21 protein-coding genes are annotated in these 25,083 nt (G+C 64.0%); 6 read left to right on the top strand and 15 right to left on the bottom strand.

The features are described from left to right. Positions 1–68: 68 nt before the first annotated feature. Complete coding sequence (gene cueR / locus J7392_RS17575; RefSeq protein WP_067260948.1) at positions 69–461, top strand: Cu(I)-responsive transcriptional regulator; 393 nt, start codon at positions 69–71, stop codon at positions 459–461. 69 nt (positions 462–530) lie between these two features. On the opposite strand, the gene choV is transcribed toward cueR, so the two are convergent. From choV to dctP, 14 genes are all read right to left on the bottom strand, one after another. After that, entirely contained in the window at positions 531–1,547 is a 1,017-nt protein-coding gene (gene choV, locus J7392_RS17570) for a choline ABC transporter ATP-binding protein (protein ID WP_067260946.1), read from the bottom strand. Further along, on the bottom strand, positions 1,544–2,377 hold the full coding sequence (choW, locus tag J7392_RS17565; protein WP_209218709.1) for a choline ABC transporter permease subunit: 834 nt from the start codon (positions 2,375–2,377) through the stop codon (positions 1,544–1,546). Before choW ends, choV begins: the two co-directional genes overlap by 4 nt. Positions 2,378–2,463: 86 nt before the next feature. Continuing rightward, complete coding sequence (gene choX, locus J7392_RS17560) at positions 2,464–3,384, bottom strand: choline ABC transporter substrate-binding protein (protein ID WP_209218708.1); 921 nt, start codon at positions 3,382–3,384, stop codon at positions 2,464–2,466. Between the two features lie 128 nt (positions 3,385–3,512). Further along, positions 3,513–5,129: a caspase family protein gene (locus tag J7392_RS17555; protein ID WP_209218707.1), complete on the bottom strand. Its 1,617-nt coding sequence runs from the start codon at positions 5,127–5,129 to the stop codon at positions 3,513–3,515. A gap of 118 nt (positions 5,130–5,247) precedes the next feature. Beyond that, positions 5,248–5,643, bottom strand: coding sequence for a monovalent cation/H(+) antiporter subunit G (gene mnhG, locus J7392_RS17550; RefSeq protein ID WP_067260938.1), 396 nt, complete (start codon positions 5,641–5,643; stop codon positions 5,248–5,250). Continuing rightward, positions 5,640–5,927, bottom strand: a complete 288-nt coding sequence (locus J7392_RS17545; RefSeq protein WP_067260936.1) for a K+/H+ antiporter subunit F — start codon at positions 5,925–5,927, stop codon at positions 5,640–5,642. Before J7392_RS17545 ends, mnhG begins: the two co-directional genes overlap by 4 nt. Then, positions 5,924–6,424, bottom strand: a complete 501-nt coding sequence (locus J7392_RS17540; RefSeq protein ID WP_067260934.1) for a Na+/H+ antiporter subunit E — start codon at positions 6,422–6,424, stop codon at positions 5,924–5,926. The genes J7392_RS17545 and J7392_RS17540 overlap by 4 nt, the downstream gene beginning before the upstream one ends. Before the next feature lies 1 nt (position 6,425). Further along, positions 6,426–7,970, bottom strand: coding sequence for a monovalent cation/H+ antiporter subunit D (locus J7392_RS17535; RefSeq protein WP_209218706.1), 1,545 nt, complete (start codon positions 7,968–7,970; stop codon positions 6,426–6,428). Beyond that, on the bottom strand, positions 7,967–8,314 hold the full coding sequence (locus tag J7392_RS17530) for a Na+/H+ antiporter subunit C (protein ID WP_209218705.1): 348 nt from the start codon (positions 8,312–8,314) through the stop codon (positions 7,967–7,969). Before J7392_RS17530 ends, J7392_RS17535 begins: the two co-directional genes overlap by 4 nt. Before the next feature lies 1 nt (position 8,315). Next, entirely contained in the window at positions 8,316–11,174 is a 2,859-nt protein-coding gene (locus tag J7392_RS17525) for a monovalent cation/H+ antiporter subunit A (RefSeq protein WP_209218704.1), read from the bottom strand. 174 nt (positions 11,175–11,348) lie between these two features. Beyond that, positions 11,349–12,866, bottom strand: a complete 1,518-nt coding sequence (locus J7392_RS17520; protein ID WP_209218703.1) for a malonyl-CoA synthase — start codon at positions 12,864–12,866, stop codon at positions 11,349–11,351. 175 nt (positions 12,867–13,041) lie between these two features. Then, the gene (locus J7392_RS17515; protein WP_209218702.1) at positions 13,042–14,358 is read right to left on the bottom strand and encodes a TRAP transporter large permease; all 1,317 of its coding nucleotides are present in this window, start codon (positions 14,356–14,358) and stop codon (positions 13,042–13,044) included. Position 14,359: 1 nt separating this feature from the next. Continuing rightward, positions 14,360–14,842 (bottom strand): TRAP transporter small permease, encoded by a 483-nt coding sequence (locus tag J7392_RS17510; protein ID WP_247744632.1) that lies wholly within the window; start codon positions 14,840–14,842, stop codon positions 14,360–14,362. 27 nt (positions 14,843–14,869) lie between these two features. Then, positions 14,870–15,835 carry a TRAP transporter substrate-binding protein DctP gene (gene dctP, locus J7392_RS17505; RefSeq protein WP_247744631.1) on the bottom strand — a complete coding sequence of 322 codons (966 nt, stop codon included), beginning with the start codon at positions 15,833–15,835 and terminating at the stop codon, positions 14,870–14,872. Positions 15,836–16,062: 227 nt separating this feature from the next. On the opposite strand from dctP, the gene J7392_RS17500 reads away from it, so the two are divergent. Both J7392_RS17500 and J7392_RS17495 read left to right on the top strand, forming a co-directional pair. Then, complete coding sequence (locus tag J7392_RS17500) at positions 16,063–17,298, top strand: putative DNA modification/repair radical SAM protein (RefSeq protein WP_209218700.1); 1,236 nt, start codon at positions 16,063–16,065, stop codon at positions 17,296–17,298. Further along, positions 17,298–18,728 (top strand): UdgX family uracil-DNA binding protein, encoded by a 1,431-nt coding sequence (locus J7392_RS17495; protein ID WP_209218699.1) that lies wholly within the window; start codon positions 17,298–17,300, stop codon positions 18,726–18,728. Before J7392_RS17500 ends, J7392_RS17495 begins: the two co-directional genes overlap by 1 nt. On the opposite strand, the gene J7392_RS17490 is transcribed toward J7392_RS17495, so the two are convergent. Continuing rightward, entirely contained in the window at positions 18,725–19,363 is a 639-nt protein-coding gene (locus J7392_RS17490) for an SOS response-associated peptidase family protein (protein WP_209218698.1), read from the bottom strand. The two genes, J7392_RS17495 and J7392_RS17490, sit on opposite strands and share 4 nt — an antisense overlap. A gap of 145 nt (positions 19,364–19,508) precedes the next feature. Between J7392_RS17490 and J7392_RS17485 the strand changes: the two genes are divergently transcribed. Genes J7392_RS17485 through J7392_RS17475 form a run of 3 tightly spaced genes read left to right on the top strand, consistent with a single transcriptional unit; the run spans position 19,509 to position 25,007 of the window. After that, positions 19,509–20,243 carry a hypothetical protein gene (locus J7392_RS17485; protein ID WP_247744630.1) on the top strand — a complete coding sequence of 245 codons (735 nt, stop codon included), beginning with the start codon at positions 19,509–19,511 and terminating at the stop codon, positions 20,241–20,243. Continuing rightward, on the top strand, positions 20,191–21,678 hold the full coding sequence (locus J7392_RS17480; RefSeq protein ID WP_209218782.1) for a DNA polymerase Y family protein: 1,488 nt from the start codon (positions 20,191–20,193) through the stop codon (positions 21,676–21,678). Before J7392_RS17485 ends, J7392_RS17480 begins: the two co-directional genes overlap by 53 nt. Then, complete coding sequence (locus J7392_RS17475; protein ID WP_209218696.1) at positions 21,678–25,007, top strand: error-prone DNA polymerase; 3,330 nt, start codon at positions 21,678–21,680, stop codon at positions 25,005–25,007. Before J7392_RS17480 ends, J7392_RS17475 begins: the two co-directional genes overlap by 1 nt. Positions 25,008–25,083 lie beyond the last annotated feature (76 nt).

The raw sequence follows: 25,083 nt of genomic DNA, 5'->3' as shown, positions 1-25,083 counted from the left end.
GCATACGAGATCATGCCTAGTCTCGTGGGCTCGGAGATGTGTATAAGAGACAGGAATAGGATCGTCCCATGAACATCGGAGAAGTCTCACAACGCACCGGGCTGCCGCCCAAAACCATCCGCTATTACGAGGATATCGGGCTGGTCAAACCCCTGCGCGACGCCAATGGCTACCGTGCCTTCCGCGAAAGCGAGATGCATAAGCTCGCCTTTCTGGGCCGCGCCCGCACGCTGGGGTTCAGCATCGAAGATTGCCGCAACCTGCTGGCGCTATGGGAGGACAAAAACCGCGCCAGCGCCGATGTGCGCGCCATCGCCAAGGACCATCTGGCCCAGATCGAGGCCAAGATCAGCGGCCTGCAAGAGATGCGCGACACGCTCAGCACGCTGGTCCGCGATTGTGCGGGCGATGACCGGCCGGATTGTCCGATTTTGAAGACCCTCGGGACAGCGGCGAACTGATCCCTATCGACCACGGAGGGCAGCGCTGCCCTCGGTGAGACAGCGCTGCCGGGGCGGGTGGCCCCCGCCCTAGCGTTTCAGCCGTTCCACGATGCTATGCGCCGTCACCGTGCCGATCTGCCTGCCCTCTTCCATCACCGCGAAACCCGCCTCCGGGCCGCGCAGACCGTCCATCAGATCCCGCACCGGCGTCTCGGCGCTGGTCTCGGGATGGGCGGCCCCATCGGCTGGCCCCATCACATCACGGGCGGTCAACACCTCAAGCGGGTTCATATTGGCCACGAATTCCGCCACATAATCCGAAGCGGGGTTCGAGAAAATCTCGCGCGGGGTGCCGATCTGCACGATGCGCCCGCCTTCCATGATGGCAATACGCCCGCCCAGTTTGAACGCCTCATCAAGGTCATGGCTGACGAAAATGATCGTGCGGTTAAGATCGCGTTGCAGGTCCAACAACTCATCCTGCAACCGCGTGCGGATCAGCGGATCGAGGGCCGAAAAAGGCTCATCCATCAGCAGGATCGGCGCTTCGGTGGCAAAGGCGCGAGCAAGGCCCACACGCTGCTGCATCCCGCCCGAAAGCTCCCCCACCTTACGGTCGGCCCAATCGCTGAGCCCCACCAGCTTCAACTGCCGCTCGGCCCGCTCCAATCGCTCGCCCTTAGGCACATTCGACAGCTCCAGCCCAAGCGCCACATTGTCGCGCACCGTGCGCCATGGCAGCAGGCCGAACTGTTGGAACACCATCGACACCCCTTCACGGCGCACCCGGCGCAGCTCTGCCGCATTGCTCTCATGCACATCGCAGGACCAGCCCTCGGCATGGACCCGCACGGTGCCGCGCACCATTGGGTTGAGCCCGTTCACCGCCCGCAACAGCGTTGATTTGCCCGAGCCCGACAGGCCCATCAGCACAAGGATCTCGCCATTCTCAACGGTGAGCGAGCAATCATGCACGCCCAGCACCTGCCCTGTCGCCGCTTCGATCTCGGCGCGGCTTTGGCCTTCGTCCATCAGCGGCAGCGCCTTCTCCGGCTTGTCGCCAAAAACGATGGATACGTTATCGAATTCTACTGCTTTCGTCATTTCCGTGCCACCCGCAGGATACGGTCGAGCATGATCGCCACGACAACGATCACCAACCCGGATTCAAATCCCAAGCCTGTGTTGACTTGGTTCAGGGCACGCACCACCGGCACGCCCAAACCGTCTGCGCCCACCAATGCTGCGATCACCACCATCGAGAGCGACAGCATGATGGTCTGGTTCAGACCCGTCATGATCTGCGGCAGCGCATAGGGCAGCTCAATCTTCCACAGCGTCTGGCGCGGCTTGGCGCCGAAAGCCTGCGCGGCCTCGAGAAGCGCCTTGGGGGTCGAGGAGATGCCAAGCTGCGTCAGCCGGATCGGCGCAGGCAGCACGAAGATCACCGTGGCGATCAACCCGGGCACCATGCCGATGCCGAAAAAGACAATCGCGGGAATCAGATAGACGAAGGTCGGCAGTGTCTGCATCAGGTCCAAGACCGGGGCCACCCATGCGTAAAGCCGGGGCCGATGCGCCACGGCGATGCCAATCGGCACGCCGACGCCCATGCAGACCACACAGGCCGAGAGCACGAGCGTCAGGCTCTCCATCGTCTCTTCCCAGTAGTCTTGGTTCAGGATGAACAGAAAGCCGAGCACCACAAAGGCCACGGTTTTCCAATTGCGCTGAATGGCCCAAGTGATCGCGGCGAAGACGGCGATCAGGATCAGCGGATGCGGGGTTTGCAGCACCCAGAGGATCGCTTCGATCAGCCGTTCCATCAGGTCCGACAGCCCGTCAAAGAACCACGCCCCGTTCGTTTGCAACCAATCCAGCGCGTCTTCGGCCACATCGGCCACGGGGATCTTGTTTTCTGTCAGCCAGTCCATGTCAGTCCTTCAGGATTGGAGAATTGCGCATGAGAATGACCCGCCCCATCGATCTGGAGCGGGTCTTGTCCATCATAGCGTGAGGATCACTTCAGCGAAGCGACAGCTTCCATCGCATCACCGCCGTCGACGGTGGTCACACCGTCCAGCCATGTGTCGAGCACGTCGGCGTTGGCCTTGATCCAAGCTGCGGCGGCCTCTTCCGGCTTTTCGCCGTCATCAAGGATCGCGCCCATGATCTCGTTCTCCATCTCAAGGCTGAATTCGAGGTTTTGGAGGAATTTGCCAAGGTTCGGGCATTCTTCGACGAAACCGGCGCGGGTGTTGGTGTAAACCGTCGCACCGCCCAGATCGGGGCCAAAGTAATCGTCACCACCTTCGAGATAGGTCAGGTCGAAGTTGGCGTTCATCGGGTGCGGCTCCCAACCAAGGAAGACAACAGGCTCTTCCTTGCGGCTGGCGCGCTGCACCTGAGCGAGCATCCCCTGTTCAGAGGATTCGACGACCTCGAAATCGCTCAGTTCAAAGGCATTCTCGTCGATCATCGACTGGATCAGGCGGTTGCCGTCATTGCCCGGCTCAATGCCGTAGATCTTGCCTTCCAGCGCATCGGCGTTAGCGGCGATGTCGGCGAAGGTCTTGATGCCCATATCGGCGGCGGCCTTGTTCACGGCCAGCGTGTATTTCGCGCCTTCAAGGTTCGCGCGCACGGTGTCGACGCTGCCCTCTTCGCGGTATTTCGCGATGTCGCCTTCCATCGTCGGCATCCAGTTGCCCAAGAACACGTCGATGTCGCCGGAGGCCATGGAGGTATAGGTCACCGGCACGGCGAGGATCTTGGTCTCGGTGTCATAGCCGAGCGCGTCGAGCACGACAGAGGCGGCGGCGGTGGTGGCGGTGATGTCGGTCCAGCCGACGTCAGAGAAGGTGACTTCGCTACACTCGGCAGCGGCCAGCGAGGTCGCGGCAACCGTCGCCAAAGCGGATGTCATAAGCAGTTTTTTCATTGGTGTTCTCCCCAGAGAAGTTTTTATTGACTGATGCGCCAATCAAAAGCCATCGGCCGCGATATTGCAACCGGATTAATTTTGCCAACTTACTGGAGGGCAAAATGCAATACTACTTGTTTCAAAACTCACTCCCGCGCGGCCTGTTTGGGGCGTAGAACCGGGGTGACATTTTCATCCGCGCCGGGCTCTGGCTGGGCGTCGATTTCGGGGGTGTCTTCGGCTTGGGTTTTCGGCTCTTGGTCAGGCTCCTCCTGCGGCGTCTCGGATGCGATCGGAGACGTTTCCGACGTCTCGGCCTCCGCCGTTTCCTCAGTCGTTTCAGTGGCTTCGCCCGGAATCGCGCCAGCCTCTATCCCAAATGCCGCGCGGATCGCGGCTTGGGTGCCATCGCCATAAAGCCCGTCAATCGCACCGTCATAAAACCCGAAATCCGACAGCTTGCGTTGCAGCGCTTTGCGGGTGTCGCTGTCGAACAAACGCGGCTCTTCCTGCATCAGCCCCAGCAAGGTGCCATCCCCCGCCCGCAGCGCGCGATAGAGGTAGAGCGCGGCATCCGCAGCCCCGCGCCCCGGCACTTTGTCATCGTCGATCATCGCGGCAAAGTTGAACATTGCAGCAGGGTGTCGCCTGTCGGCTGCACGGCGGAAATAATCGAGCGCCAGTTCGGGGTCGGCCTTCTGCCCCAATTCGCCCTGCAAATGGATGAAGCCCAGATCGTTCAACGCCCCGGCATGGCCCCGCTCGGCAGCGTCGCGATAAAGCTGCATCGCGCGGGCCTCGTCTTGCTCTACCCCTCGGCCCTCTTCGTAAAGCTGGGCCAGTTGATAGCGCGCCTCGGCTGAGCCGGTCTCAATCGCGCGCATAAGCTGCGCCGCCGCATTCTGCGGATCATAGCGGGGATCGTCGGGATCGCTTTGCAGGGCGGCGAGGCCCAGTTGCGAGCGGGTATCGCCCTGCCCCGCCAATTCGGCCAAACGCTGGCCCTGCGTATCGTTCAAATCGGCCCAGCTACGCGGGGCCGCTTCCCCGTCACCGCCGCCGAGGAAGAATGGCATGGGGTTCAACCGCCCAAAGCGCCGCGCAGACAGCGTGCCACCGCTGCGGCTGCGCAGAGCCGCGCGGAAATCGTCAAGCATGGCCCCGACCTCGACCTCTGGCTCGGCCACCACCTCGGCCAGCGTTTCGGCGAAGAGACCCGCGTTTTCACCACCCTCATCACAAGCGCCCACCTCGCCAGAAGTCACGACCAAGGTGCCAAGGCGTGGCTCAGGCGGTGGCAGGGGCGCGGTGGCTTGCTGCGGGGCGGCGTGGCAGTTGTCGAGCAGAACAAGCCGTATCTGCCGGGCCTTGCCCGCCGCACGCAGGAGCGCAGGCAGGGCCACCCCCTCGCGCCGCAGCGTAGAGGCCGGGGCCAAGGGCGCGTCGACCGGGATCAGATAGCTCTGCCCACCGGAGGCGACGCGGCGGCCCGCATAGTAAATCAGGGCGATATCCGCCGTTTCGGCCTGAAAGGCAAAGTCGGAAAGCGCTTGTTTGAATGCCGCGCTCTCAGCGTCGATCAGCATGGTGACGTCGAAGCCCTGCCCCTCCAGCGCCTCGGTCAGCAGCGCCGCATCCGCGCGCGGACCGTCAAGCGCGGCGGCATCCTCATAGGCGGAGATGCCGATGACCATCGCCACACGGTCTTGCGCCGCCGCGGCGAAGGGCAGGCACAACATTAGCAGAAGCGCGGTCAGACGCATATGGCAGGATCCTTTCGGTCAGCTTCGGTTGGGCAGCGCCGCCCATTAACCTATGCTGGCAGGAAAAGGTTTCCACCATCGTAACAGTTTGAAATGAATCCGACCTCGGCCCCGCCCCTCAGGCGTTGGGCGAAGTCTCTTCGATCTCGCGGTCTTCTTCCGGCACGTTCAACGTGGCCCAAGTATCGCCATCCGGCAGTTCGGGCGGATGCGGCAGGCAATCGCGGCGGTGGATATTCGCCTTGGCCATGAAATTGGCCGACACCGGCGCGGTGACAAAGATGAATGCCATGATCAGCAGCTCATGCAGCGACCCCGTGCCCGAAAGGAAAGAGTTCACCATGGCCGCCAGCAAATAGGCCCCGATCCCCAGCGTCGCGGCCTTGGTCGGCGCGTGCAGACGCGTCATCGGGTCGTTCAGCTTGAGCAAGCCAATCCCGGCAACCAGCACGAAGAAACTGCCGATCACCAGCAGCGCGATAACGAAGTAAGTGGCGATGATCTCAGGGCTCATTCGATGATATCTCCGCGCAGGACGAAACGGGCATAGGCCACGGTCGAAACGAAACCGAGCATGGCGATGATCAGCGCGGCCTCAAAGTAGATTTGCGTGCCCTGCAAGACGCCCAGAAGCACGATGATGCCGATGGCGTTGATGAACATCGTGTCCAGCGCCAGAATACGGTCCCCGGTGCCGGGGCCGATCCACAGACGGATCATTGCCATGAACTGCGCGATGGCGACGAGGGTCAGCGCCCCATAAAGCGCCAGCGTCAAAAGGTCGGTCGCTTGGGTCATACGAAAATCTCCTTCAAGCGGCGTTCGTAGCGGTCTTTGATCTCATCACGCACGGCGTCGGGGTCGCTCGCGTCCAGTGCGTGTACCAAAAGGTAGCGCCCGTTGTCCGACAGGTCCGCCGAGACGGTGCCGGGGGTCAGTGTGATGGTGCCCATCAGGATCGTGATCGCCTCGGGTTCTTTCAGGTCCAACGGCACGACAACCCAAGCGGGCGACATGCTGGCGTTGGATTTGGTCAGGATGATCCAAGCCACCTGAATATTGGCAATGACGATATCCCAAATCACCAAGAGCACATAGGCCAACGTCCGCAGCGGGCGGATGCCCTGCGCGCGGTCGGTCCACCAACGCGCGGTCAAGATCGGGATCACAACGCCAAGGATCAGGCCAAAGACCAACATGCCTGCGCTGAACTTGTTTTGCAGCAGGATCCACACCGCGGTCAGCAGCAGGGTCAGAAACGGGTGCGGCAAAAGCCAACGGATCGGTCGCATCATGTCAATGGGCCTCCTCTTTGCCGTCCGACAGTTTGCCGGGGGTCTCCAACACGGTGGTCAGGTAACGTTCTGGCCCGAACAATTGCTTTGAAATCGCGGTGGCATATTGGGTGGCCGGTCCGGCCAGCAGCGTATGTGCCACCAGCAGGGCCAAGAGCCCGCCCACCGCCACATAGCTCAGCGCCGAGGGGCGCTCAGCGGGGGTCGCCCCCTCCTCCGGCGTGACGCTGCGCGCCTTCCAGAAGACCACGCTGCCCGCGCGGCCAAAGCCCACGAGGCTCAAAAGGCTCGCGCCCAAGATCACGGCCCAGATCCAGACCCAAGCATCGCTGGCGGCGGCGGCATCCATGATCAGCAGCTTGCCCAGAAAGCCCGAGAGCGGCGGCACGCCGACCATGGCGATGGCGGCAACAAAGAACAGGGCCGAGGTCAGCTTGGCCCCCGCCACCTGCGGCTGCGCCGTCAGATCAAGGTTGTCGCGCCCGGCCCGCGCCAGATCGGCGATCAGGAAAAGTGCGCCCGCGGCCAGTGTCGAATGCACGATATAATAAAGCGCCGCGGCAATCCCCTCGGGCGTGAACAGCGCGATCGAGATCATCACCATGCCCATGGAGCCGATGACGGAAAAGGCCACCATACGGTCCAACTGCTTGGCCGCCAGCACGCCGATCATGCCAAGCGCCAGCGACAGCAGTGCGGCAGGCAACAGCCATGTGGTGTGCAGATCCGCCGTTACGGCCAGTTCGGGCGGGAAGATCAGCGTATAGACGCGGATGATCGCATAGGCGCCGACCTTGGTCATGATGGCGAAAAGCGCCGCCACCGGGCCGGGCGCTTCGGCATAGCTCGACGGGAGCCAGAAGTGCAGCGGCACCACAGCGGCTTTGACGGCGAAGACCATCAAGAGCAGCACCGCCGCAATGCGGATGCCCACGGTCGCGCCTGCGTCGATCAGGGCAACGCGCTGCGCCAGATCGGCCATGTTGAGCGTCCCCGTCTCAGCATAGATCGCGCCGAGCGCAAAGAGAAACAGCGTCGAGCCCAGCAGGTTATAGAGCACATATTGCACCCCTGCCCGCAGACGCGGCGTGCCACCGGCGTGGATCATCAACCCGTAGGAGGCGATCAGCAGCACTTCGAAAAAGACGAAGAGGTTGAAAAGGTCGCCCGTCAGGAAGGCGCCCATGATCCCCATCAGCTGGAACTGGAACAGCGCATGAAAATGCCGCCCGCGTTCGTCCCATTTGGAGCCGATGACATAGAGCAGCACAAACAGCGCCAGCACCGCCGTCAGCGTGACCATCAGCGTCGACAGGCGGTCGCCGACCAGCACGATGCCAAAGGGCGCGGCCCAATCGCTGAGACGGTAGAGCATGACATTGCCGCTCGCCGCCTCGACCGAGAGGCCCAGCCCCACGACGACCAGCGCAAACGCGCCAAACAGCGACAGCACCCGCTGGATGGTGATGTGATAGCGTGCGGCCAGAATGATGAAAGGCGCGATAAACGCGGGCAGCACGATGGGCAGGATCAGCCAATGGGTCATGTGCGGTCCTCCGCCTTGGTATCGGTCAGCGGGTCGTCCACATGGTCATCCTTGTTGCCCAGATAGGCTCCGAGGGCGATCATCACCACCACGGCGGTCATGCCGAATGAAATCACGATGGCGGTCAGCACCAGCGCTTGGGGCAGCGGATCGGTATAGCGCGCGGCATCCGTGAGGATCGGCGGCGCGCCCACGGTCAAACGGCCCGAGGCAAAGAGAAACACGTTCACCGCATAGGTCAGCAGCGATGTGCCCATGATGACGGGAAAGCTCCGCAAGCGCAGCACAAGATAGAGGCCAGAGGCCGTCAGGATGCCGATGGCGGATGCGACGAGAAGTTCCATGTTATGCCTCCGCCTTGGTGTTGTCTTCGCGCGATGGGTCGATGTCCATCGGGTGAGCGGCCTCGGGCACATGCGCCCGGCGCGCCAGCCGCGAGAAGCTTTCAAGTGACAGCATCACCGCCCCCACCACGGCAAGGAACACGCCCAGATCGAAAAGCGCCGCCGTCGCCAGTTCGAACTTGTCGAAGGGCGGGATGCGCACATAGGTGAAATCCGACGTGAGGAAGGGTTTGGCAAAGAGCCACGATCCGATCCCCGTCAGCCCCGCGATCAAGACGCCGGTGCCGATGATCCCATGATAAGGATAGCGCAGCCGCGCCGAGGCCCAGGCAAAGCCACTGGCCATATATTGCATCACCACGGCGATGGAGACGATCAAACCGGCGATGAAACCGCCGCCCGGCTCGTTATGACCACGTAGGAAGATGTAGAACCCCACCATCAGCACCAACGGCATGATCACGCGGGTCATCACCACCATCATCATCGGATGCCGGTCGCCCGCGCGCGGCTGGTCAGGCTTGCGGTTCAGCAAACGCGCCCGCACCGGGCCCGAGAGCAGCGTCTCGGTCAGCGCGTAGATCAGCAGGGCGGCGATGCCCAGCACGATGATCTCACCATAGGTGTCGAAGCCCCGGAAATCGACGAGGATCACGTTCACCACATTGGTGCCGCCGCCGCCCTTGTAGGAGTTGGCAAGGTGGAATTCGGAAATGCTCGGCGCCACGGTGTCGCGCAGCAGGTAGTGATAGGACAGCGCCATGGTCGCCGCCCCCGCCGCGAGGGAGACGACAACGTCCCGCGTCCGGCGCAGCACGCTGCTTTCGATTGGTGTGCGGTTGGGCAGGAAGTTCAGCGCCAAGAGCAGCAGGATGATCGTCACCACCTCGACCGTCAGCTGGGTCATCGCCAAGTCAGGCGCGCTGAAGAAGACGAAACCGGCCGAGACGATCAGCCCGACGATGCCGATCAGGATCAGCGACAACAGGCGGTTGCGGTGCAGGAAGACAAGGCCGCAGGCCGCCGCGACCAGCATCAGCCAGCCCGCGATCTGCACGGCATTCGTCGGTTGCAGTGCGCGGGTCGCCGCCCCCACGGTGCCAGTGGCCCAAGCGTAATAGCCCACGCCCACCACGGTCACCGCCATCACGGCGGCATAGCGCGAGAAGGCGCCATTGTGCAGCCGCAGTGATACCGCCTGCGACAGGCCGACAGAGGCCGCGATGATCCGGTCAAAGATGCGCTTGGCCTCGGGCCGGGGTGCGGCATCCCAGATGCGCAGCAAGGGGGTGAAGAGCGCCAGCAGGATCAGCCCGCCCACGACCGCGATGATCGACATATAAAGCGCCGGACCCAGCCCGTGCCAGATTTTGAAATGCGCAGAAGACATCTCGGCTGCATCGCCAAGGACAGAGGCGGTCACCAGCTTGACGAAAGGCTCGGCCAGAAACGGCGCGAGGCCGATCACCACCACGGGGATGATCAAGAGCGCTGGCGGCAACCACAGGCCGGGCTTGGGGTCATGCGGATGGTCGGGATAGTCGTCGCGCTCCTTGCCTAGGAAGGTGTGGCCGATCAGCCGGAAGCTATAGGCCGCGGAGAAGAGCGCGCCGAAGGTCGCCAGCGCGGGCACCAGCCATGGCAAATCAAAAAGCGTGGTGTGCAGCGTCTCTTCCAGCATCATCTCTTTCGACAGGAAGCCATTGAAGAGCGGGATCCCCGCCATCGAAAGCGACGCCAGCGTGGCGATCACGAAGGTCACCGGCATCAGATGCCGCAGCCCGCCCAAACGGCAGATGTCGCGCGTATGCACCGCGTGATCCACGATCCCCGCCGACATGAAGAGCGCGGCCTTGAAGGTCGCGTGGTTCAGGATATGAAACACCGCCGCCAGCGCGCCAAAGGCCGTGCCAGTGCCCAGAAGCATGGTGATCAGACCAAGGTGGCTGACGGTCGAGAAGGCCAAAAGCGCCTTCAGGTCATGTTTGAACAGCGCGATCACCGCACCCAGCACCATGGTGATCAGCCCCGCCGTGGTGACGATGACGAACCACTCCGGCGTGCCCGAAAGCACCGGCCACATCCGCGCCATCAGGAAGATCCCCGCCTTCACCATCGTGGCGGAGTGCAGATAGGCCGAGACCGGCGTGGGCGCGGCCATGGCGTGGGGCAGCCAGAAGTGGAAGGGAAACTGCGCCGATTTGGTGAAACAGCCCAGCAGGATCAGGATCAGCGCAGGCAGATAGAGCGGCGAGGCTTGGATCGCCTCGCGGTTTTCCAAGATCACGCTGAGGTCATAGCTGCCGACGATCTGCCCCAACAGCAACATGCCACCGATCATCGCAAGCCCGCCCATGCCGGTCACGGTCAGCGCCATCCGCGCGCCTTGGCGGCCTTCGGGCAGGTGCTTCCAATAGCCGATCAGCAGGAAAGACGAGAGCGAGGTCAGTTCCCAGAAGATAAGCAGGATCAACACGTTATCGCTTAGAACGATGCCGACCATCGCGCCCTGGAAGAGCAAGAGATAGGTGAAAAACTCACCCATATGATCGTCGCGCGACAGATAAGAACGCGCATAGGCGATGATGAGCAGACCGATGCCAAGGATCAGACAGGCAAAGAAAAAGCCAAGACTGTCGAGCATCAAGGTCAGGTTCAGACCAAGCTGCGGAATCCAGTCAACCCGCGCGGTCAGCACCTCTCCGGCTAGCACGGCGGGCAAATGGGTGAGCAGGCCGACAAAGGCCACGAGGGTAACCATGAAGGTGACCCCGGCGCAGGCTTGGCGCCCTGCGGAATTCATCAGTCCGGGTAGCAAAGCACCAAGGAAAGGCAAGGCAACGATAAGGAAGAGGGACACGCGAACTCCTGATCTAGCGGACTGAAAGGTCACCACGTTCTGTAGAAATTTTCCCGGCACCTCAAGCGAAACCGGGCATTAAACGCCAGATTGTCGCAGGTTACGCCCCCGCCCTGCCCCGTGGGAGGGGGATGCCCGTGCCTGTGCCCGTCCGACAGTCCCCCTCGGGCCGCGTCACCCCGGCTGGAAGAGGTCCCGGTAGTTTTCGCGCAGCACGTTCTTTTGCACCTTACCCATCGTGTTGCGCGGCAGTTCCGGCAGCACGATCAACTTCTGGGGCTGTTTGAACTTGGCCAACGATCCGGCCGCGCCCGCGGCGATTTGCTCCACGTCCAGCTCCACCCCCCGGCGCGCCACCAACACCGCCACCACGCTTTCGCCAAAATCGGGGTGCGGCACGCCGATCACCGCGCTTTCCAACACGCCCGGTTGGTCGTCGAACAGCAGTTCGACCTCCTTGGGGTAGATGTTATAGCCGCCTGAAATGATCAGATCCTTGTCGCGGCCCACAATAGTCACATAGCCATCCGCATCGCGCCGCCCCAGATCGCCGGTGATGAAAAAGCCATCTTCGCGCAGTTCGGCGGCGGTTTTCTCGGGCATCTGCCAATAGCCCTTAAAGACATTCGGGCCACGTACTTCGATGCTGCCAATCTCTCCGTCCGGCAGGGTCGCGCCGGTCTTAGGGTCGGTGATTTTCAACTCCACATCCGGCAGCGGCAGGCCCACGGTGCCCGCGCGGCGCTCGCCCTCATAGGGGTTACTGGTGTTCATATTGGTCTCGGTCATGCCGTAACGCTCAAGGATACGGTGGCCGGTCCGGGTCTCGAAATCCACATGGGTTTCCGCCAGCAGCGGGGCGGAGCCCGAGATGAACAGCCGCATATTCGCCGCCGTCTCGCTGGTAAATCGCGCGTCGTCCAACAGCCGGGTGTAGAAGGTGGGCACCCCCATCATCGCGGTGGCATGGGGCATCCGGTCGATCAATCGGTCGATGTCGAGCTTGGGCATAAAGATCATCGCGCCCCCCGCCACCAGCGTCACATTCGTCGCCACGAACAGCCCGTGGGTATGGAAGATCGGCAGCGCATGGAGCAGCACGTCTGCATTGGTGAAGCGCCACAGATCGGCCAGCGTCTGCGCGTTGGACAAAAGGTTCGCCTGCGTCAGCATCGCCCCCTTTGAGCGCCCCGTCGTGCCGGAGGTATAGAGGAAGGCGGCCAGATCATCGCCCCCACGCGGGGCGGTCTCGAACTGATCGGGGGCCGAGGCTGCGCGGTCCGCAAAACTGCCATCGTTTTCGGTGCCCAGCGTCTCAAGCTGGCAGCCCGTGTCCTTGGCTAGCGGCGCCATCTCATTGCGCCGCGCAGGCTGGCAGACAAACGCCGCCGCCCCGCTGTCGGTCACGAAATAGCGCACCTCATCCGCCGTATAGGCCGGGTTCAGCGGCAGAAAGATCACCCCCGCCTGCACGCATGCGGCATAGAGCGCCAGAGCATCCGCGGATTTGTCGATCTGCACCGCCAGCCGGTCGCCCGGCTTCACCCCCAGCCCGCTCAGCACATTGGCAAAGCGGCCCGCCCGGCTCAGAAAGCCCGCATGGGTCAGCGTCACCCCGCCCTCAAGGTGCAAAAAGGCGGTCGTCTTGCCAGCGTGACGGCCAAACAGAGTGTCATAAAGGGGGTTTGCCATCACGGTGCTCCTCACGTGTTGTTCTTGGGAAAGCCGATTGCCTCCTCGCGGAATTACAACCGTATTACGCAGGGTAATGCAAGCAGGCGGAGGGCTGCGTATGGCTGCGGTGAGGGGAAATGTTGAACCGAGGCAATAGCTTGTAGGGCGATGCTCGAATGCGTCGCCCTGCGGATTAGCGGCCCATCAAGCCCGGCAACCAAGTACCGATGCCCGGCAGCCAGACGACCAGCGCCAGCACGAAGAGCTTGATTAACAAAAAGGGCATCACCGAGGCATAGATTTGCGGCATCCGGATCTCCTCGGGTGCCACGCCCCGCATGACGAAGAGAAGCAGCCCGAAGGGCGGTGTCAGCAGACCGATCTCCATGGTCAGCAGGTAAACCACGCCGAGGGTCAGCTCGTTGATCTCCATCGCGCCCGCCAAAGGCACGAAAACCGGGACCGTCACCATCAACATCGACACTTGATCGATGAAACACCCCAGAAACAGCAGGATCGCGATCATCCCCAAGAGCACCATCAGCGGCGTCGGATCGACCGCGTTGATTGCATTGATCAGCCCGTTGGTCGCGCCCGAAAAGCTCAGCACCTGCGCAAAGGTCTGGCTGGCCGCAATGATGAACAGGATCATCACCGACAGTTTCAACGTCTCCATCAGAGCTCGGCCCATCTTCTCCCAACTCAAGGCCCGATAGGCTGCCCCGATGATCACCGCCGTGATACTGCCCAGCGCAGCGCTCTCCGTGGGTGTGGCGATCCCTGCCAGCAAAGAGCCGATCACCACCGCGAAAAGTACCGTCAGCGGCAAGACATAGATCGCAAAAGGCGTCCACCGTTCGCGCAGCGACATATCTTCATAAACATCGGGCGGCGCGACCTTTGGGTCCAATACACTGCGCCCCACCACATAGGCCACGAAAAGCACCGCCAGGAGCAAGGCCGGAAGCACCCCCGCGATCAGCAGCCCCGCGATGGAAATACCAGCGAGCGAGCCCACCAGAACCGCCAACGCCGACGGTGGGATCAGCATCGCAATCGCCCCCGAAGCCATGATCGGCCCCATGGCCATCGACGGGTGGTAGCCGCGTTTCAGCATCCCCGGCAGCAGCGTGCCGCCCAGCATCGCGGTATTGGCGATGGTCGAGCCTGAGAGTGCCGCAAAGATCGTGCCGCCAAAGATCGTCACCACTGACATGCGGCCCGGGATGCGCGTCACCACCCGCTCGATGGCGTCGATGGCGCGGTGCGCCACCCCGGTCTGAAAGAGGATCTCCCCCATCAGGATGAACAGGGGTATCGGGGCAAGCTGGAAATTCGCCACCGACTGCGCCGAGTTGCGCGCCAATTGCAGAATGCCACGTTCGCCACCCAGCACGAAGTATGCGCCCACGGTGGTCACGGCGATAAAGGCAAAAGCGACCGGCAAGCCGATCAGCAAAAGCACGGCGAGGCTGCCCAGCATGAGCGTCAGGATCAAAGCCCAATCCATCTCAAAGACCACTCAGACTACGCTCGGCCGTTTCCGGATAGAAAAGGCGGCGGATAAAGATAATCGTGCAAAGCGCCAATGACAGCGGCACAAAGGCCAGCATCCACCATTCCGGGATGACGAATGATGTGCGGATCATCGACCCGCGTGCGGCCGACGCCAGCACCGCTTGCAATCCGTACCACCCCAACACCCCCGCCGTGACAGCGCCAATGGCGCTGGTAAGACGGGTGAGCACATGGGCCGTGCGTGGCGCAAGATTGCTGGTGATCAGATCGACCTTCACATGGCCACCGATCGACAGCACCCAAGGCGCGCCAAGGAAGGTGGCGATCATCAGCGCGTATTGGATCGCATCCAGCGCGCCATAGACCACCGGCAGGCCAAGATTGCGCAGCACAACATTGAGAGCGATGAACACCGCGATCACCCCGAGGATACCAGCCGAAAAGACGGCCAGCCCCCGGAGTATCCGGTCAAACATTCGAGAGATCATTGGAGGATCACTTGGTCATGCAGGCGCGCATCTGCTGCGCAAGATCGGCATCGACCTCTTCCACCGCGGCCCAACCGGCATCGCGGGCGGCGGCGATCCAAGTCTCGGCATCGGCCTCGCCAAAGGTGATCGTCTCGATACCCGCCTCAGCCTGCGCCGCATATTCCGAGGCGTTCCGATCCGCGCGTTGTCGTTGTTCAACTCTTCCATCCAAGCGGCACCTTCGGCCAGCTTGGCGCGCTGCGCCTCCGTCAGCCCGTTCCAAGTATCAAGGTTCACCAGAACGTTAACATCGACGTTGTAAAAGCTCGGGTCGACACGGTACTTCGTCTGCTCGTCCCAACCAAGGTCCAGCACCCCCTGCGAGGGCCAGCCGTAGCCGTCAATCGCCCCACGCTCTAACGCGCTGTAGACCTCGCCCGGCGCGGTCCGCACGAGGTTGGCACCAAGCTGCGTAAACATCGCTTGGTAAACCGGCGTGGTGCGGATGGTCAGACCGCTCAGATCCGGCCCCTCGACCGGTTTGGTGAGATAAAGGTGATAGCCGATCCCGTCGCCCGCATGGGCGAGGTATTTCACATTCATCTGCTCTTGATGGATACGGTCGACCAGTTCATAGCAGCCATTGGCGCGCTGGTCCTGAATGGTGTTCTCGGCCAGATGCAGTGCGTCGCCGGTGGGCAGCAGGTTGGGGTAATAGGCCGTGGTGTTGTTGGCGATGTCGACGACGCCGGACTGCACCGCATTGCCCAGTTCAAAAGGCGGCACGGCCTCAGGACCGCCGACCAGATTGATCTGCACGACCCCTTTGCCGTTCTCGTTGATCCACTCGACAAAGGACTCGAACTCGCGGCTAAAGGCGGTGCCAAGGGTAAAGGCCGAAACGGCGCGCAGGGTCACTTCTTCGGCCTGAGCGATGCTGCCAGTGGCAAATGTGCTGACGGCAAAGACCGCCGCGCTAAGCGTGGTTGTTGTTTTCATGGTCGTCTCCCAGTTGTGATCAAAAGCCCGCGATCTTTGCCTCGGTGCCCTCGCATGCAAATGCATAATATGTATCTGCATGTAATTGGTAGCGACTAGATTTCCCTACGTCAATTTAATCTCGGCGCCACGGGGCCACCCCGCCCCCTCAGCAGCCCCCCGCGCAAATTGTCGCGGCATTAAGATAGATTAATGACGCCGCCCCCTTGAGAACATATACAGAACGCATGACCAAACAGACCCTCGATCAGAAACTGGCGATTCTCAGCGACGCGGCGAAATACGACGCCTCCTGCGCCTCCTCGGGCTCCACCAAGCGCGACTCGCGCGATGGCAAGGGGCTGGGCTCCAACGAAGGCAGCGGCATCTGCCACGCCTATGCCCCGGACGGGCGGTGCATCAGCCTGCTTAAAATCCTGATGACGAATTTCTGCATCTACGATTGCAGCTATTGCATCAACCGCGTTTCCTCGAACGTGGAACGCGCGCGCTTCAGCGTGGACGAGGTGGTCAAGCTCACCATCGAGTTCTACCGCCGCAACTATATCGAAGGGCTGTTCCTCTCCTCGGGCGTGATCCGCTCACCCGATGCCACGATGTCCGACATGGTGCAGATCGCCCGCAAGCTGCGCCACGAGGAAAATTTTCGCGGCTATATCCACCTCAAGACGATCCCCGACGCCTCGCCCGAGTTGATCGAGGAAGCGGGCCGACTGGCGGACCGTTTGTCGATCAACGTGGAACTGCCCACCGACACGGCGGTGCAGCAATATGCGCCCGAGAAAAAGCCCGAGCAGATCCGCCGCGCCATGGCCAACGTGCGGATGACCAAGGAGGCGAGCAAGGAGAAGTCCTTCTCCGGCAAGCGCCCGCCGCGCTTCGCGCCCGCGGGCCAGTCGACGCAGATGATCATCGGTGCGGATGGGTCGAACGACGCCACCGTGCTGGGGCAATCGACGCGGCTCTATTCCAGCTACAAGCTGAAGCGGGTCTATTATTCCGCCTTCTCGCCCATTCCCGACAGTTCGTCGAAACTGCCGCTGATCCGCCCGCCCCTGCAACGCGAGCACCGGCTTTATCAGGCCGACTGGTTGCTGCGGTTCTACGACTTCCAACTCGACGAGATCACCTCGGTCACCCGCGACGGCAATCTCGATCTAGAGGTCGACCCCAAGCTCGCCTGGGCGCTGGTGCACCGCGAGCATTTCCCGCTCGACGTCAACCGCGCCAGCCGCGAGATGCTGCTGCGGGTGCCCGGCTTCGGGGTCAAGACCGTCAACCGCATCCTTGCCGCGCGCCGCCATCGCGCCCTGCGCTACGAAGACCTCACCCGCATGGGCGCCTCGATGAAAAAGGCCCGCGCCTTCGTCACCGCGGGGGGCTGGACGCCCGGCGGCCTTACCGACAGCGCCGACCTGCGCGCGCGTTTCGCGCCGCCGCCCGAGCAATTGACCCTGTTCTGATGCACCGCGTCTCCCTGCCCCCGATCGGCACCGCCAAGGCATGGCGAGAGGCGGCGCGTGGCTTTCTGGCCGCGGGCGTGCCGCCCGAGCAAATCCTCTGGGGCGTTCATGCCGCCGCGCCCGACCTGTTTGGCGAGGAGGCCGCGCCGACGGCCAAGGGCCGCGTCGCGGTGCCGCGCAGCTTCGTGTCGATGGCCGAGACGGCGGTCTGGCACAGTGACCCGGAACGTTTCGCGCGGCTCTATGCTTTTCTGTGGCGCGTGAAGGACGCGCCGCACCTGATGTCGGACCGCGGCGATGCCGACCTCGCCGTGCTGCGCGGGATGGAGAAGAACGTCCGCCGCTGCCAGCACAAGATGAAGGCCTTCGTCCGCTTCCGCGAGATCGGTGATCCAAACGCCCCACGCCGCAGTTTTGCGGCATGGTTCGAGCCCACGCATCACACGGTGGAGCCGACGGCGGATTTCTTCGCGCGGCGGTTTTCCGACATGGACTGGCGCATCCTGACGCCCGATGTCTCGGCCATCTTCGAGGGCGGCAAGCTCAGCTTTCAAGAGGGCCACGCCAAGCCTGACCTGCCCGAGGACGCGGGCGAGCAGTTGTGGATCACCTACTTCCAGAACATCTTCAACCCCGCCCGCCTGATGGTGAAGGCGATGCAGTCGGAGATGCCCAAGAAATACTGGAAGAACATGCCCGAGGCCGCCTTCATTCCCCAGATGATCGCCGAGGCCCCGGCCCGCGCCCGTGCCATGGCCGAGGCCGCCCCGACCCTGCCGCCCGCGCGCATGGACCGGGTGCAGGCGCAGCTTTCGGCTTTTGAGTCCGCTTGGGACGGCCCGGCCGAAGAGCTTCCGTCCGCGATCCGCGCCTGCACCCGCTGCCCGCTTCATTGCCACGCCACGCAGGCCGTGCCGGGCGAAGGGTCGACGCATGCCGATCTGATGGTCGTGGGCGAACAACCCGGCGATCAGGAAGACCTCGCGGGTCGCCCCTTCGTCGGGCCGGCGGGGCAGATGTTCGACCGCATTGCCGGGGAAGCGGGGCTGGACCGAGACGCCGCCTTCGTCACCAATGCGGTCAAACACTTCAAGTTCACCGCCCGCGGCAAGCGCCGCATTCACCAGCGCCCCGAGACGCCGGAGATCGACCAGTGCCGCTGGTGGATGAATGCCGAGGTGGCGCAGGTGCAGCCCAAGCTCATCCTCGCCATGGGCGCGACGGCGGCGCAGAGCCTGACCGGCAAGGGCACGGGCATCCTGAAACGCCGCGGCACGATCGAAGCGGGGCCGGAGGGCATTCCGGTGCTGATCACCCTGCACCCCTCCTACCTCTTGCGCGTGCCCGATCCCCGGGTGCGCGAGGAGGCGCAGGCGCAGTTCCGCTCGGACCTCGCGATGGCCGCGCGGATGATGGCCGAGGCGGCCTAGTCCTCGGGGTCGATGACCTGCAAGGCACCATCCGGCAGCGGGCGTTGCAACGCCGCAAGGTCGGCGGTCTCGGCGCTGAGCCACGTCTGCACCTCATCGGGCGTGGTCAGGATCACCGGCATCGCCTTGGGGTGCACGGCCGCGACCTCGGCATTGGGCTCGGTCGTCAGGAAGCCATAGAGGTTGTCGGTGGTCTCCCCGTCCTTCAGCTTGCGCACGGAGGTCCACTGCGTCCAGACCCCGGCGAAGAAGGCCAGCGGGCGGTCCTCGCCAAGCGCGAACCAGACCGGGCGCGAACGCTCCCCGGGGCGGTTCAGCGGCTCGGAAAAGGCGGTGAAGGGCACAACGCAGCGGTGCTCCGGCACCAGCCAGCGCCGCCAATGCGGTGAGGCGATGTTGCGGATGTTGGTGACGCCGCGGTCGGTCTTCTTGCCCTTAAGCGCAAAGGCCGGGGACGGCATGCCCCACCGCATCATCTGCAGCACCGGGCCGATGTCGCCGTGGCGCACCACCGGGGCGGGATAATCGGGGTAGATGCCGGGCATGGGCGGCAGGTTACCTGCATTGTCCTCGATCCCGTCGAACCAGCCGCGGATCGCGTCCTGCCCCTTGGTGAGGGAATAAAGATTGCACATTTTCGCCTCCTGTCGCTGCCCTGAGCCCAGTAGATGCGGTTTTTCCACGCCCCGGCAAGGGCTTCGCGGGGGCGGTTCAAAATTTTGACAGGGCCGCAGTTCATCGTTTATGAATAGAACAAAATGTGAACATATGGAGTCGTGCATGACAACCGATTCTACATATGGGCAGGTCCTTACCCTGCCGCGGCGACGGCCGTCGACACCGCCCGAACCGGGGGTTCTGGACACGCATGCGCCGCTGACGGATGTCTTTCCGCAGGCCTTCGCCAGTGCTTCGGCCAGTGGCTTCGTCCTGTCGCTGCTGCCACGCGGCAAGGGGCCGGTGCTTTGGGTGCAGGACTTCCTGTCGCGGCGCGAGAACGGCGCGCCCTATACCCCGAGCCTCGCGGCCTTCGGGCTGGAGCAGCCGGTGCTTCTGGTCAGTGCCAGCCATCCGCGCGACGTGCTTTGGACGATGGAGGAAGGCGCGGCCTGCGCGGGTCTTTCCGCCGTGGTGGGCGAGGTGCATGGCGGGCCGGAGGTGCTGGATTTCACCGCCACCAAGCGGCTGTCGCTTCGAGCCGAGGCCTCGGGCGTGCCGCTCTACCTCATCCGCAGCGGCGACCCCGGGGGCCTGAGCGCGGCGCGGATGCGCTGGCGTATCGCCGCCCTGCCCGCGCAGGCGCATCCCGACGATCCGCAGGCCCCGGGCGCGGCCCGCTGGGATCTGGAGCTGTTTCGCGCGCGCGGCCATGCGCCGGGCCGTTGGGTGGCCGACCATGAGCCCGACAAACGCCACAGCCCCCGCGCCGCGGATCGTCTCCGTCTGGTTCCCCGATCTGACGATGGAGCGCTGGCGCCGGGTGATCGGCCAATACCGCAGCGTTCCGAGCGATGAGGTCCCCGTCGTCCTGTCACGCGACGGGACGCATGGGCCGGTGGTCCATGGGCTGAGCGCCGCCGCCCGCGCCCGGGGCATCGAGACGGGCGCGCGGGTGGTCGACGTGCAGGCGATCCACCCCGATCTGCATGTCGAGCCCGCCGATCTGGAAGGCGATATCACCCTGATCAAGCGGCTGGTGCATTGGGCGCGGCGCTGGTGCCCCTGGACGGCGCAGGATCAGGATCACGGCCTGCTGCTCGACGTGACCGGCTGCACGCATCTGTTTGGCGGCGAGGCGGCGATGCTGCGCGACATCCGCAGCCGTTTTGCCCTGCAGGGGCTGACCGCGCGCTGCGCCATGGCCCCCACCCCCGGGGCCGCGCAGGCGCTGGCGCGTTTCGGCTCCGGCGCGCAGATCTGCACCGCCGAGGACGTGGGCGCCGCCCTCGCCCCCCTGCCCGTCGCTGCCCTGCGGCTCGATGCCCAGACCACGCGGCTCTTGGACCGGCTTGGCCTCAAGACCATGGGCGCGCTGAGCGATCTGCCCCGCGCCGCACTGATGCGCCGCTTTGCCAGCCTGAAGCCCGAGCGCAACCCGCTGATCCTGCTCGACAAAGCGCTCGGCAAGGCCGCCGATCCGCTCAACGCCCCGCCCGACCATCGCCATTTCATGGCCCGCAGTCGCCTGCCCGAACCGGTGCTCGACCCCGCCCCGCATCTGCCCGCGCTGGTCGATGACCTCTGCACTCTTCTGGCCCGCGCCGAGCTTGGCGCGCGGCGGTTGCGCCTGACCATCTACCGCATCGACGGCGATTGGCGCGCGCTTGGGGTCGCCACGGCGCGGGCCAGCCGTGACCCCGCGCACCTGCGCAGGCTTTTCGATGGCAAGCTGGAAAACATCGACAGCGGCTTTGGCTTTGACCTGCTGACGCTGGAGGCGCTCGCGAGCGAGCCGCTGCCGCTGATCCAAGACCACCTCGACGGCAAGCGCGACCCCTCGGCCGACGTGGCCGGGCTCTTGGACCGTCTGGTGGCCAAGCTCGGCTCGGAAAAGGTGAGCTGGCCGCAGTGGCGCGAGACCCACAAGCCCGAAGCAGTCGAAGAACGCGCCCCGGCGTTGCAGGCCAGCCCCACAGCCGCCCCCGCGCTGCTGCGCGAGCGCCCGCTGCGCCTGCTGACCCCGCCCGAGGAGGTGCGCGTGATCTACGCCGTGCCCGAAGGCCCGCCCTCGCAGTTCAACTGGCGCCGCGTCACCTACAAGACCACCCGCCACGCGGGGCCTGAGCGGATCGCCCCCGAATGGTGGCGCGACCGTCCCGGCACCCGGCTGCGCGATTACTATAAAGTCGAGGTCGCGGGCGGCCAGCGCTTCTGGCTCTACCGCGAGGGCGTGATCCACGACGGCCGCGGGGCCGAGCCGCGCTGGTTCCTGCACGGGCTCTTCGCCTGATGCCCGAGCAGGAGGGACATAAGCGCCGCACGCTGGGCGAAGACGGGTTCAGCGCGCCGCCCCGGGCGGGATATGTCGAGTTCGGGCTGGCGAGTTGCTTCTCCTTCCTGCGCGCCGCCTCGGACACCGTCGATCTGGTCGAAACGGCGCATCACCACGGCTACGACAGCCTCGGCATCGCGGATCACAACACGCTGGCGGGCGTGGTGCGCCTGCATGTAGAGGCGGAAAAGGCCCATATCCGCCCCCTGATCGGCGCGCGTCTGGTGCTGCTCTGCGGGACCGAGATCCTCGCCTACCCGCAGGACCGCGCCGCTTATGCGCGGCTCTCGACGCTGCTCTCGGCGGGCAAGATGCAATCAGTGGACGGCGAATGGCAGCAAAAGGGCGAGACCCATCTGACGCTGGAAATGCTGGAGGGCCATGCCGAAGGGCTGCACCTTATCGTCATGCCGCCCGAGAACCTCGATCTCTTCGCCGCCGGCCTGCCGCGGCTGCTGAAAGCGCTGCCCGGGATGCGCCATATCGGGGCGAGTTTCCTCTACCGGGGCGACGACCGGGCGCGAATCAACCGGCTGGATGCGCTGGCCCGCGCCCATGGGCTGAGGCTGCTTGCCACCAACGACGTGCTCTACCACGCCCGCCACCGCCGCCCCCTGCAAGACGTGATGGTGGCGATCCGCGAGGGCGTGATCGTGCCCAAGGCGGGCTACCTGCTGGCCGCCAATGCCGAGCGACACCTGAAATCCCCCGAGGCGATGATCCGCCTCTTCGCCGACTGGCCCCATGCCATTGCCGAGACCCGCCGCCTTGCCGACCGGATCACCTTTCGCCTCACCGATCTGGCCTACGAATACCCGCATGAGATCGTCCCCGAGGGGAGCAGCCCGATGGAGGAACTCGCCCGCCTGACATGGGAAGGCGCCGCCCGGCGCTACCCCGAAGGCGCGCCCGAAGCAGTAAAAAAGACCATCGAGAAGGAATTCGCCCTGATCGAGACCAAGAAGATCGCGCGCTATTTCCTGACCATCTACGACATCGTCCGCTTCGCCCGCGAGGAGGCGCAGCCGCCGATCCTCTGCCAAGGGCGCGGCTCGGCGGCCAATTCCGCGGTCTGCTTCTGTCTCGGCATCACCTCGGTCGACCCGGCGGTGCATGACCTGCTGTTCGAGCGGTTCCTCAGCGAGGAACGCGACGAGCCGCCCGACATCGACGTCGATTTCGAACATGAGCGGCGCGAGGAAGTGATCCAGTACATGTACGGCAAATATGGCCGCCACCGCGCCGGGCTCTGCGCCACGGTGATCCACTACCGCCCGCGCTCGGCCATTCGCGAAGTTGGCAAGGCGATGGGGCTTTCGGAAGACGTGACCTCGAAGCTCGCCGGCACCGTCTGGGGCAGTTTCGAGGGCGAGATGGACGACGCCCGCGCCCGCGAGGCGGGGCTGGACCTGTCGGACCCCTACCTGCGCATGGTGCTGAAACTGGCCTCCCAGATGATCGGCATGCCGCGGCATCTGAGCCAGCACGTCGGCGGTTTCATCCTGACCGAACGCCCGCTGACCGAGATCGTGCCCATCGGCAACGGCGCCATGCCCGAGCGCAGTTTCATCGAATGGGACAAGGACGACATCGACGCGTTGCAAATCTTCAAGGTCGATATCCTCGCCCTCGGCATGCTCACCTGTATCGCCAAATGTTTCGACCTGATCGAGGCGCATTACGACCGCCCGCTGGAACTGGCCACGGTGCCTGTGGAGGATCACGAGGACGACGCCACAGGGCGACCCACCTACGACATGCTCTGCCGCGGCGACAGTCTGGGTGTGTTTCAGGTGGAAAGCCGCGCGCAGATGGCGATGCTGCCGAAGCTGCGCCCCCGCGTCTTCTATGATCTGGTGATCGAAGTCGCCATCGTCCGCCCCGGCCCGATCCAAGGCGATATGGTGCACCCCTACCTGCGCCGCCGTCAGGGGATGGAGAGCGTCGTCTACCCCGCCCCCGGCCCGGCCTATCCGCAGGACGAATTGTTCAGTATCCTCAGCCGAACCTTGGGCGTGCCGATCTTTCAAGAACAGGCGATGAAGATTTCCATCGACGCGGCACAGTTTTCCCCGTCCGAGGCGAACGAGCTGCGCAAGGCCATGGCCACCTTCCGCTCGCGCGGGACGATCGAAAAGCTACAGGACAAGATGGTGGGCCGGATGACCAAACGCGGCTACGATCCCATCTTCGCGCAGCGCTGTTTCGACCAGATCAAGGGCTTCGGCGAATACGGTTTTCCCGAAAGCCATGCCGCGAGTTTCGCCAAGCTGGTCTATGTCTCGTCATGGATGAAATGCCACTACCCGGCGGCCTTTGCCTGCGCGCTCTTGAACTCCCAGCCGATGGGGTTTTACGCCCCGGCGCAGATCGTGCGCGACGCCCGCGAACATCAGGTCGAGGTGCGCGATGTCGACGTGAACCTCTCGGACTGGAACTGCACGCTGGAGCCTTGTGGGGACGGTTTCGCCCTGCGGCTAGGGCTGCGCATGGTGGACGGGCTGCAGGAAAAGGCCGGTGCGCGGATCATGGACCGGCGCGAGACGCCTTACGCCGATGTCGAAGACCTCAAGACCCGCGCAGGCCTCGACGCCAAAGCGATCCGCCAACTCGCCGCCGCCGACACGATGCGCAGTATGGGGATCGACCGGCGCCAAGCGCTCTGGCAGGCCCAAGGGCTGCGCGACGCGCCCGCCCTGCCGATCTTCGACCATGTCGAGGCTTCGGCCCGCGGTCCGGAGCCGGAGGTGCATCTGCCGGTGATGCCAAAAGCCGAACAGGTCGTGGCCGACTACCAGACGCTGCGCCTGTCGCTGAAGGCGCATCCGATGTCCTTCTACCGCTCCAGCCTCGCCGCGCAGGGGTTCTCCTCGGCCCGGGACCTTTCGCGCATGGGCCACGGGCGGCGGGTAAAGCTGGCGGGGTTGGTGCTGGTGCGCCAGAAACCCGGCAGCGCCAAGGGGGTCTGTTTCATCACGCTGGAGGATGAGTTTGGCGTCGCCAACCTCGTGATCTGGCCCAATATGTTCAAGCTCTACCGCCCCACGATCATGTCGTCGCGGCTTCTGGTCGTGGAGGGGCGCGTGCAGACCGACGGGCGGGTGATCCACGTGGTGGCCGAGCGGCTCGAGAACCGCTCCGACCGGCTGGCGGCGCTGTCGGACGCACCGATGCCCGGCATCACCACGCGGGGCGATCACCCGACCCATCCGCTGCCCGGTCAGGTGGCGATGCATAGCCATCCGCGCGACGCCAAGGTGATCCCCAGATCGCGGGATTTTCATTAACGAATCCTCATGCAATGCATGAGGTACGCGCCGCAACTAACTGATATAAAACGAAACGAAATAAATGACCGATCCC

The sequence above is a fragment of the Sulfitobacter sp. R18_1 genome (genome assembly GCF_017743915.1).
In the GTDB taxonomy this organism is placed as follows: domain Bacteria; phylum Pseudomonadota; class Alphaproteobacteria; order Rhodobacterales; family Rhodobacteraceae; genus Sulfitobacter; species Sulfitobacter faviae.
Note: the sequence above shows the minus strand (reverse complement) of the source record. Positions and strands in the feature narration are given on the sequence as shown.

Coding starts and splice junctions, on each gene's coding strand:
- dctP (WP_247744631.1), bottom strand. CDS start 15,835: ATGAAAACAACAACCACGCTTAGCGCGGCGGTCTTTGCCGTCAGCACA.
- J7392_RS17480 (WP_209218782.1), top strand. CDS start 20,191: ATGGAGCGCTGGCGCCGGGTGATCGGCCAATACCGCAGCGTTCCGAGC.
- J7392_RS17535 (WP_209218706.1), bottom strand. CDS start 7,970: ATGACCCATTGGCTGATCCTGCCCATCGTGCTGCCCGCGTTTATCGCG.
- J7392_RS17500 (WP_209218700.1), top strand. CDS start 16,063: ATGACCAAACAGACCCTCGATCAGAAACTGGCGATTCTCAGCGACGCG.
- choV (WP_067260946.1), bottom strand. CDS start 1,547: ATGACGAAAGCAGTAGAATTCGATAACGTATCCATCGTTTTTGGCGAC.
- J7392_RS17490 (WP_209218698.1), bottom strand. CDS start 19,363: ATGTGCAATCTTTATTCCCTCACCAAGGGGCAGGACGCGATCCGCGGC.
- choX (WP_209218708.1), bottom strand. CDS start 3,384: ATGAAAAAACTGCTTATGACATCCGCTTTGGCGACGGTTGCCGCGACC.
- J7392_RS17475 (WP_209218696.1), top strand. CDS start 21,678: ATGCCCGAGCAGGAGGGACATAAGCGCCGCACGCTGGGCGAAGACGGG.
- J7392_RS17540 (WP_067260934.1), bottom strand. CDS start 6,424: ATGATGCGACCGATCCGTTGGCTTTTGCCGCACCCGTTTCTGACCCTG.
- J7392_RS17545 (WP_067260936.1), bottom strand. CDS start 5,927: ATGACCCAAGCGACCGACCTTTTGACGCTGGCGCTTTATGGGGCGCTG.
- J7392_RS17520 (WP_209218703.1), bottom strand. CDS start 12,866: ATGGCAAACCCCCTTTATGACACTCTGTTTGGCCGTCACGCTGGCAAG.
- J7392_RS17530 (WP_209218705.1), bottom strand. CDS start 8,314: ATGGAACTTCTCGTCGCATCCGCCATCGGCATCCTGACGGCCTCTGGC.
- J7392_RS17510 (WP_247744632.1), bottom strand. CDS start 14,842: ATGTTTGACCGGATACTCCGGGGGCTGGCCGTCTTTTCGGCTGGTATC.
- J7392_RS17515 (WP_209218702.1), bottom strand. CDS start 14,358: ATGGATTGGGCTTTGATCCTGACGCTCATGCTGGGCAGCCTCGCCGTG.
- cueR (WP_067260948.1), top strand. CDS start 69: ATGAACATCGGAGAAGTCTCACAACGCACCGGGCTGCCGCCCAAAACC.
- mnhG (WP_067260938.1), bottom strand. CDS start 5,643: ATGAGCCCTGAGATCATCGCCACTTACTTCGTTATCGCGCTGCTGGTG.
- J7392_RS17495 (WP_209218699.1), top strand. CDS start 17,298: ATGCACCGCGTCTCCCTGCCCCCGATCGGCACCGCCAAGGCATGGCGA.
- choW (WP_209218709.1), bottom strand. CDS start 2,377: ATGGACTGGCTGACAGAAAACAAGATCCCCGTGGCCGATGTGGCCGAA.
- J7392_RS17555 (WP_209218707.1), bottom strand. CDS start 5,129: ATGCGTCTGACCGCGCTTCTGCTAATGTTGTGCCTGCCCTTCGCCGCG.
- J7392_RS17485 (WP_247744630.1), top strand. CDS start 19,509: ATGACAACCGATTCTACATATGGGCAGGTCCTTACCCTGCCGCGGCGA.